Source organism: Vibrio sp. 10N.222.48.A3, from assembly GCF_041475345.1.
In the GTDB taxonomy this organism is placed as follows: Bacteria; Pseudomonadota; Gammaproteobacteria; order Enterobacterales; family Vibrionaceae; genus Vibrio; species Vibrio tasmaniensis_A.
Genome location: NZ_JBFRVX010000019.1, coordinates 1 through 7,883, shown reverse-complemented (window position 1 = coordinate 7,883; position 7,883 = coordinate 1). Strand labels below are relative to the sequence as shown.

The 7,883-nt window shown below is 45.6% G+C and carries 7 protein-coding genes and 1 tRNA gene; 6 read left to right on the top strand and 2 right to left on the bottom strand.

Features of this window, described 5'->3' with window-relative positions; genetic code table 11:
* Together AB4653_RS00775 and tsaD are read right to left on the bottom strand one after the other, a co-directional pair.
* Nucleotides 1–652, bottom strand: a 652-nt coding sequence (locus tag AB4653_RS00775) for an alpha/beta fold hydrolase (RefSeq protein WP_372103097.1), incomplete at its 3' end; no start/stop codon positions are given.
* Between the two features lie 124 nt (nt 653–776).
* Nucleotides 777–1,793 carry a tRNA (adenosine(37)-N6)-threonylcarbamoyltransferase complex transferase subunit TsaD gene (gene tsaD / locus AB4653_RS00770; RefSeq protein WP_009847795.1) on the bottom strand — a complete coding sequence of 339 codons (1,017 nt, stop codon included), beginning with the start codon at nt 1,791–1,793 and terminating at the stop codon, nt 777–779.
* 258 nt (nt 1,794–2,051) lie between these two features.
* Here tsaD and rpsU point away from each other — a divergent pair, with 258 nt between their 5' ends.
* The 6 genes from rpsU to AB4653_RS00740 form a co-directional block, all read left to right on the top strand.
* On the top strand, nt 2,052–2,267 hold the full coding sequence (rpsU, locus tag AB4653_RS00765) for a 30S ribosomal protein S21 (RefSeq protein WP_004396009.1): 216 nt from the start codon (nt 2,052–2,054) through the stop codon (nt 2,265–2,267).
* Between the two features lie 25 nt (nt 2,268–2,292).
* Nucleotides 2,293–2,736: a GatB/YqeY domain-containing protein gene (locus AB4653_RS00760; protein ID WP_009847797.1), complete on the top strand. Its 444-nt coding sequence runs from the start codon at nt 2,293–2,295 to the stop codon at nt 2,734–2,736.
* Nucleotides 2,737–2,855: 119 nt separating this feature from the next.
* A complete protein-coding gene (gene dnaG / locus AB4653_RS00755) occupies nt 2,856–4,607 on the top strand; it encodes a DNA primase (RefSeq protein ID WP_012603181.1) in 1,752 nt (583 codons plus the stop codon).
* A 99-nt stretch (nt 4,608–4,706) separates the two neighbouring features.
* Nucleotides 4,707–6,551, top strand: a complete 1,845-nt coding sequence (gene rpoD / locus AB4653_RS00750; RefSeq protein WP_009847799.1) for an RNA polymerase sigma factor RpoD — start codon at nt 4,707–4,709, stop codon at nt 6,549–6,551.
* Between the two features lie 163 nt (nt 6,552–6,714).
* Nucleotides 6,715–6,790: transfer RNA gene (locus tag AB4653_RS00745), tRNA-Ile, on the top strand.
* Between the two features lie 202 nt (nt 6,791–6,992).
* Nucleotides 6,993–7,883, top strand: an 891-nt coding sequence (locus AB4653_RS00740; RefSeq protein WP_372103094.1) for an O-acetylhomoserine aminocarboxypropyltransferase/cysteine synthase family protein, incomplete at its 3' end; no start/stop codon positions are given.

The window sequence follows — 7,883 nt, the reverse complement described above, 5'->3', positions numbered from 1 at the left end:
GCCCTACAGCGATCAAAACTGGCAGTGCAAAGCTCTCTACTGCTTCAATCATATCGCGACGTCCAAAGACCATTCGACCGATTCGAGCCACTTCTTCAGCGTTCTCACCCTTAAGAGCCGATAATTTCTGAGTAAAGCCTTCCACTAAAGTTGGCGTGTTTGTTTGAGCATCATTTGCAAAGAACAATGGAACAACCGCTTCAACAATCGGTTGAGGAACCATCTTGGTTTGAGTAATGGTGTCTAACATGCTGAAGTATTTAGCATGAGCAACTTCTGGTTCTAAACCAACAAAGGTATCCATTAGAACTAAAGATTTAATACGTGCAGGTGCAAGTTCCGCTAACTCGGTTCCCCACATACCGCCAACCGATAAACCTACTACGGAAAATTCTTCGATTTCTAAATGATCAAGTAGATCCAAAATGTGTTGAGCGTAATCTTTTAAGTTGCGCATCGAGCTCGGCGCGGCTTGTGATTCACCATGAGACCAAAGCTCTGGAACAATACAGCGATACTGAGCTTTTAGAGCCTCGATCTGTGGCTGCCACATTGCACTGTCCCAAAGGTAGCTGTGGCCTAATACAACAACAGGGCCTTGACCTTCATCTAGGTACGCCATCGATTGATTGTCTACTGTGAACTTGTTCATTTTCTTCCCTAATCTCTATCAGCAATTATTTATCGACATACAGTCGGTAAGCTAGGATATAAAAACGGCCGCACTCAGCGACCGTTTATCGAAATACTATGGTTTATTTGGCGATTGGTTATGATTAAACAATCGGCTCTAGCTGGTCAATTGGCCAACGCGGTGTGGCATGGACAGATAAATCAGCCGTTTCACCATTCTTCAGGCGCTGCATGCCCGCATAAGCGATCATCGCACCGTTATCTGTACAGAACTCAGTGCGTGGGTAGTACACCTCCCCACCGATTTTCTTGGCTAATGCTTCAAGCTCAACTCGTAGTTGTTTGTTGGCACTCACACCGCCAGCAATCACGATACGTTTCATACCCGTCTCTACCAACGCACGCTTACACTTGATTACCAAGGTCGCACAAACCGCTTCTTGGAACGCATAAGCGATGTCAGCACGAGTTTGGTCATCATTGTCATTAGCACGAATGGTATTTGCCGCGAACGTTTTCAAGCCCGAAAAGCTCATATCTAGACCCGGACGATCGGTCATTGGACGTGGGAACTTAAAACGACCTGGCGTGCCTTTTTCTGCGAGTCGAGATAGCAGTGGACCACCTGGGTAATCTAAGCCCATTAGCTTCGCGGTTTTATCAAACGCTTCACCCGCCGCATCATCAATCGATTCACCAAGAATTCGGTATTCACCAATGCCTTTCACTTCTACCATCATGGTATGACCGCCAGACACCAGCAGAGCAACAAATGGGAATGGTGGAGGATTATCTTCTAGCATTGGCGCAAGAAGGTGACCTTCCATATGGTGCACTGGCACAGCAGGCACGCCCCACGCATAGGCAATACTGCGACCAATCGTTGCGCCCACAAGCAATGCACCAACCAAACCAGGGCCAGCCGTGTAAGCCACGCCATCAATATCTTTCGACGTTAGGTTCGCTTCTGCCAATGCCGCTTTAATCAGTGGAATGGTTTTTTTTACGTGGTCACGCGACGCTAGCTCAGGTACCACACCACCGTAATCGGCGTGCAGCTTTACTTGGCTGTATAACTGATGAGAAAGCAGCCCTTGCTCATCATCATAAATTGCGATTCCTGTTTCATCACAAGAGGTTTCAATACCAATAATGCGCATAATTTTCTCGGCACGCTTTCGTCTAAAATGGGAAATTAGCGCAATATTACCCTGCCTAAGCTCTTCAAACAAATATTGTACAGACTATAATCGACAAAGTGCTTTACAAAGCCACTGTGATCGGATTAAAATTCCGCACCATTTTTGATCAAGCTGGTTAATGACCAAACGCGAATAGAGAGTTAGCTCGATGGGTAACTTCTCTGATTTGGTACTGAATAACCAGCGATAATGAATAACCCCTGAGGTGAAAGGCATATGCCAATAGTTAAAGTACGTGAAAACGAACCGTTCGACGTTGCACTACGTCGTTTCAAGCGCTCTTGTGAAAAAGCAGGTATCCTTTCTGAAGTGCGTCGTCGTGAGCATTACGAAAAGCCAACTACAGTTCGCAAACGCGCTAAAGCAGCAGCTCAAAAGCGTCACGCTAAAAAGCTAGCTCGCGAAAACGCACGTCGCGTTCGTCTGTACTAATAACTTAATCCATAAGGACTGAGTTATGGCTCTTATTGAACAACTCAAAGAAGAGCAAAAATTAGCGATGAAAGCCAAGGACAAACCGCGCCTTGGCACTATCCGCTTAGCTCTTTCAGCAATTAAGCAACGTGAAGTTGACGAACGGATCACTCTGAACGACGACGACATTATTGCTATATTAGTTAAAATGGTTAAGCAACGTCGCGATTCTGTTGCTCAATATGAATCGGCAAATCGGCAAGATCTTGCTGACGTGGAAAAAGCAGAAATTACGGTACTTGAAGGCTTTATGCCTCAACCGCTAACTGAAGAAGAAGTTATTGCACTACTTGATAGCGCAATTGCAGAAGCTCAACCTGCGGGCATGCAAGACATGGGTAAAGTAATGGCTATCTTGAAACCACAAATTCAAGGGCGTGCAGATATGGGTAAAGTTAGTGGTTTAGTTCGTTCTAAACTCGCTTAATCCCAAATCAAATTGCAACAAGCCGTGCAATCCTTCGGAACGCACGGCTTGTTTGTATCTGTAACCTATTCAAACTATTATTATCCACACTCTCAGTTAGTGCATTTTTCTAAGGTTTTATGGCAGGACACATCCCGCGTAGTTTCATCGATGATCTCCTAGCGCGTCTCGACATTGTCGATATTGTGGACGCACGCGTGAAACTTAAGAAAAAAGGCAAAAACTATGGTGCTTGTTGCCCATTTCACAACGAAAAGACCCCTTCTTTCAGCGTAAGCCAAGAAAAACAGTTTTATCACTGCTTTGGTTGTGGCGTACACGGCAATGCTATCGACTTCATTATGGAGTTCGAACGTCTCGATTTTGTTGAAGCGATTGAAGAGCTGGCCTCATTTTTAGGACTTGATGTTCCTAGAGAACAGCGCAGCGGTGAAATATCTACGGCGCCAAGAGCCAACAGCGAACAAAAACGTAACCTCTACGATTTGATGGGCGGCATCAGTAATTTTTACCGCTCTCAGCTGAAAATTTCAGCTAACAAACCTGCGATTGATTACCTAAAAAATCGCGGTCTTTCTGGTGAAATCGTACAGAAGTTTGGCATTGGCTACGTCGCTGATGAATGGGACTTGGTTCGTAAGAACTTTGGCCAACAAAAAGAAGCCCAAGACATGCTCGTTACTGGCGGCATGTTGATAGAAAACGATAAAGGCAACCGATACGATCGATTCCGTGGACGCGTGATGTTCCCGATTCGTGACCGTCGAGGCCGAGTGATCGGGTTTGGTGGTCGTGTCTTAGAAGACGGCACACCGAAATACCTGAACTCACCAGAAACGCCTATCTTCCATAAAGGCAAAGAGCTTTACGGCCTTTATGAAGTGCTGCAAGCCTACCGTGAACCGCCGCAAATACTTGTGGTTGAAGGTTACATGGATGTCGTGGCATTAGCGCAATATGGTGTTGATTACTCAGTGGCATCACTGGGCACCTCGACAACCGGTGACCACGTTCAAATGTTGTTCCGCCAAACCAGCACAGTGGTTTGTTGTTACGACGGTGACCGAGCAGGTAAAGAAGCGGCGTGGCGCGCACTCGAAAATGCGCTTGAATACCTGAAAACAGGTAACACGCTCAAGTTTCTGTTCTTGCCAGACGGTGAAGACCCAGACAGCTATATTAGAGAACACGGTCAGGCTGCTTTCGAACAGCTCGTCCACAATGCGACACCGCTTTCTACTTACTTGTTCGATAATCTTATTGAGATACACAAGTTGAACTTGGGAACAACGGAAGGGAAGTCGGCACTGCGAGCACACGCAAGCGCCTTGATTAACAAAATCCCTGACAGTTATTTCCAAGAACTGCTCGAGAAATTATTGGATGAGCGTACTGGTTTTGATAACCAACTGAGACGAGCTCGTGTTCATACTAAGAACCCGACACCTCAACCGCATAAAGAACTGAAACGCACTCCAATGCGAGAAGTTATCGCTTTGCTTATCCAAAATCCGAGCTATGCTGATATGGTACCGGATTTATCAAGTGTCAAAGGCTTACAGTTGCCTGGACTAAGTTTATTCGTCGAAGTACTTGATAAATGCCACGCGCATCCCCATATCAACACAGGCCAATTATTAGAGCATTGGCGACACAATAAACATGAGGCGCTTCTGTCTCGTCTCGCGAGCTGGGAAATCCCCCTCGACGAAGACAATCAAGAAGACATATTTTTAGACTCATTGGACAATATCCTTGCCCAGTGCGTTGAAAAACAAATTGAAAACCTGCAGGCCAAAGCAAGAAGTGTCGGTTTATCAGCCGAAGAAAAAAGGGAGCTACTAGCTTTAATGCTAGATCTAAAAGCGTAACCCTGTTTGATTAGTCAGCATTTAATAAATTTGTTAACATAATTGGTTTGCATTTGAGAATGCAACGTCCTTCACCAGACCTGAAGTTGGATATCATCTATGGATCAAAATCCGCAGTCACAGCTAAAATTACTTGTTATTAAAGGCAAGGAACAAGGCTATCTGACCTACGCCGAAGTAAACGACCACCTACCTGCAGAAATCGTGGATTCTGAACAGGTAGAAGACATCATTCAAATGATCAATGACATGGGTATCAAGGTAGTAGAAACTGCACCTGACGCTGATGATCTAGCACTTAATGATGACGATGCCAATATAGATGAAGATGCAGCTGAAGCTGCTGCTGCTGCGCTGTCAAGCGTAGAAAGCGAGATTGGCCGTACAACTGACCCAGTTCGTATGTACATGCGTGAAATGGGTACAGTTGAACTACTGACTCGTGAAGGCGAAATCGACATTGCGAAGCGTATTGAAGATGGTATCAATACTGTTCAATTATCTGTAGCTGAGTACCCAGGCACTATTCCATACATCTTGGAACAGTTTGACCGCGTACTCGCTGAAGAGATTCGTTTAACAGATCTAATCAATGGCTTTGTTGACCCAGACGACGATGGCACAGCTGCGCCAACGGCGACTCACATCGGTTCAGAACTTGCTAAAACTGATCTAGAAGACGAAGACAAAGAAGAAGCAGAAGACGACGAGGAAGAAGAAGAGGAAGATACAGGTATTGATCCTGAGCTTGCTCTTGAGAAGTTCACAGCACTTCGCACTAGCTACCAAAACCGTCAACTCGCAATCAATGAATACGGCCATGAAAGTCCGAAAGCCACACTTGCAACGACAATGATGCAAGACGTATTCAAAGAGTTCCGTCTAACGCCAAAACAGTTCGATTACCTAGTAAACGAACTGCGTACTTCAATGGATCGCGTACGTACTCAAGAACGCCTAATCATGCGTCAAACGGTTGAGTACGGCAAAATGCCGAAGAAATCTTTCATTGCTCTATTTACTGGTAATGAATCTAGCGAAGCATGGTTGGACGAAGTTCTTGCTTCAGACAAACCATACGCTGAAAAGATCAAACGTAACGAACACGACATCCGTCGTTCTATCCAAAAGCTGGATATAATCGAACGTGAAACGTCTCTTACTGTTCAAAGCATTAAAGATATCAGCCGTCGTATGTCTATCGGTGAAGCGAAAGCTCGTCGTGCTAAGAAAGAGATGGTTGAAGCGAACTTACGTCTAGTAATCTCGATTGCTAAGAAGTACACAAACCGTGGTCTACAATTCCTGGATCTAATCCAAGAAGGTAACATAGGTCTGATGAAAGCAGTAGATAAGTTTGAATACCGTCGTGGTTACAAGTTCTCTACTTACGCTACGTGGTGGATCCGTCAAGCAATCACTCGTTCGATTGCCGACCAAGCTCGTACTATCCGTATTCCGGTTCACATGATCGAAACGATCAACAAACTAAACCGTATCTCTCGTCAAATGCTACAAGAGATGGGTCGTGAACCACTTCCGGAAGAGTTGGCTGAGCGCATGCAAATGCCTGAAGACAAGATCCGTAAAGTACTGAAAATCGCTAAAGAGCCTATCTCAATGGAGACACCAATCGGTGACGACGAAGATTCGCACCTAGGTGATTTCATCGAGGATACAACGCTAGAACTGCCTTTAGACTCTGCAACGGCAACAAGCCTGCGCGGCGCAACTAAAGACGTTCTTGCAGGCCTAACGCCTCGTGAAGCGAAAGTACTGCGTATGCGTTTCGGTATCGACATGAACACTGACCACACTCTAGAAGAAGTGGGTAAGCAGTTCGACGTTACTCGTGAACGTATCCGTCAGATCGAAGCAAAAGCACTGCGTAAACTTCGTCACCCAAGCCGCTCAGAAACTCTGCGTAGCTTCCTAGACGAGTAATTACACACTTTAGTGTGGTTAGCTTTTAAGCATAAAATAAAAAAGGTGAGCGTTGGCTCACCTTTTTTGTGCCTATATGATTTAAGTGGCTAAGATGTAAGCGGAATTGCCCCTCATAGTGTCTAGACACCAATGAATGCTTCCCCTATAATCTATGCCCTACGGCCCCTTAGCTCAGTGGTTAGAGCGCACGACTCATAATCGTTCGGTCCCCAGTTCAAATCTGGGAGGGGCCACCAAATTAGAAAAGCCAGAACAGTTCACACTGCTCTGGCTTTTTGCTTTTCTGAAGCTGTACAACTCACCGCTGTATTTCCTACAAATAACGAATTGTCCCACACGCAATTCCAATTCCCTCTCTGTGACTAAATATACTTTTCTTTTATAAAAAAATCGGCAATATGAGAGTACACAAATCATTCAATAGTTCAGGGAAGACTCATGAAAGACGAAACGCTCTCGATTCACTTCGGCTACGAAACTGATCCAACAACCAAATCAGTTGCGACCCCTATTTACCAAACCGTTGCTTACGAATTCGATGACGCACAACACGGTGCAGACCTGTTTAATCTTGCGGTACCCGGTAATATCTACACTCGCATAATGAACCCAACCAATGATGTGTTGGAAAAACGCATGGCAGCCTTAGAGGGTGGTATTGCAGGCTTAGTGGTGAGTGCGGGCAGCGCGGCGATCAACTACGCCATTCAAACGTTGGCACAAATCGGTGACAACATCGTTTCAACGCCTCAGCTTTACGGCGGTACTTACACTCTATTTGCTCACATGCTGCCAAACCAAGGGATAGAAGTTCGCTTTGCCAAAGACGACAAACCTGAAAGCTTAGCGGCACTGATTGATGAAAAAACCAAAGCGGTTTACTGCGAAAGTATCGGTAACCCCGCTGGTAATATTATCGACTTAGAACGAGTTGCTGAGCTTGCTCACGCACAAGGTGTACCTGTGATTGTCGATAACACGGTGGCGACACCTGTGTTGTGTAAACCTATCGATTTTGGTGCTGATATTGTGGTGCACTCACTCACCAAATACGTTGGTGGTCACGGAACAACATTGGGTGGCGTGATTGTCGACTCAGGCAAATTCCCATGGGCAGAGCACAAAGATCGCTTCCCAGTATTTAATCAGCCAGAACCTTCTTACCACGGTGTGGTGTACACCGAGGCTTTTGGTGAAGCCGCGTTTATTGGTCGTGCTCGAACGGTTCCACTACGTAATACAGGCGCTGCACTGTCGCCTATGAATGCCTTCATGCTAATGCAAGGTCTAGAAACGTTGTCGTTACGCATGGAGCGACACACAGAGAAC

Bases quoted from the DNA above. Each gene is read 5' to 3' on its own strand.
- tsaD (WP_009847795.1), bottom strand. From the start codon at position 1,793: ATGCGCATTATTGGTATTGAAACCTCTTGTGATGAAACAGGAATCGCA.
- rpsU (WP_004396009.1), top strand. From the start codon at position 2,052: ATGCCAATAGTTAAAGTACGTGAAAACGAACCGTTCGACGTTGCACTA.
- AB4653_RS00760 (WP_009847797.1), top strand. From the start codon at position 2,293: ATGGCTCTTATTGAACAACTCAAAGAAGAGCAAAAATTAGCGATGAAA.
- dnaG (WP_012603181.1), top strand. From the start codon at position 2,856: ATGGCAGGACACATCCCGCGTAGTTTCATCGATGATCTCCTAGCGCGT.
- rpoD (WP_009847799.1), top strand. From the start codon at position 4,707: ATGGATCAAAATCCGCAGTCACAGCTAAAATTACTTGTTATTAAAGGC.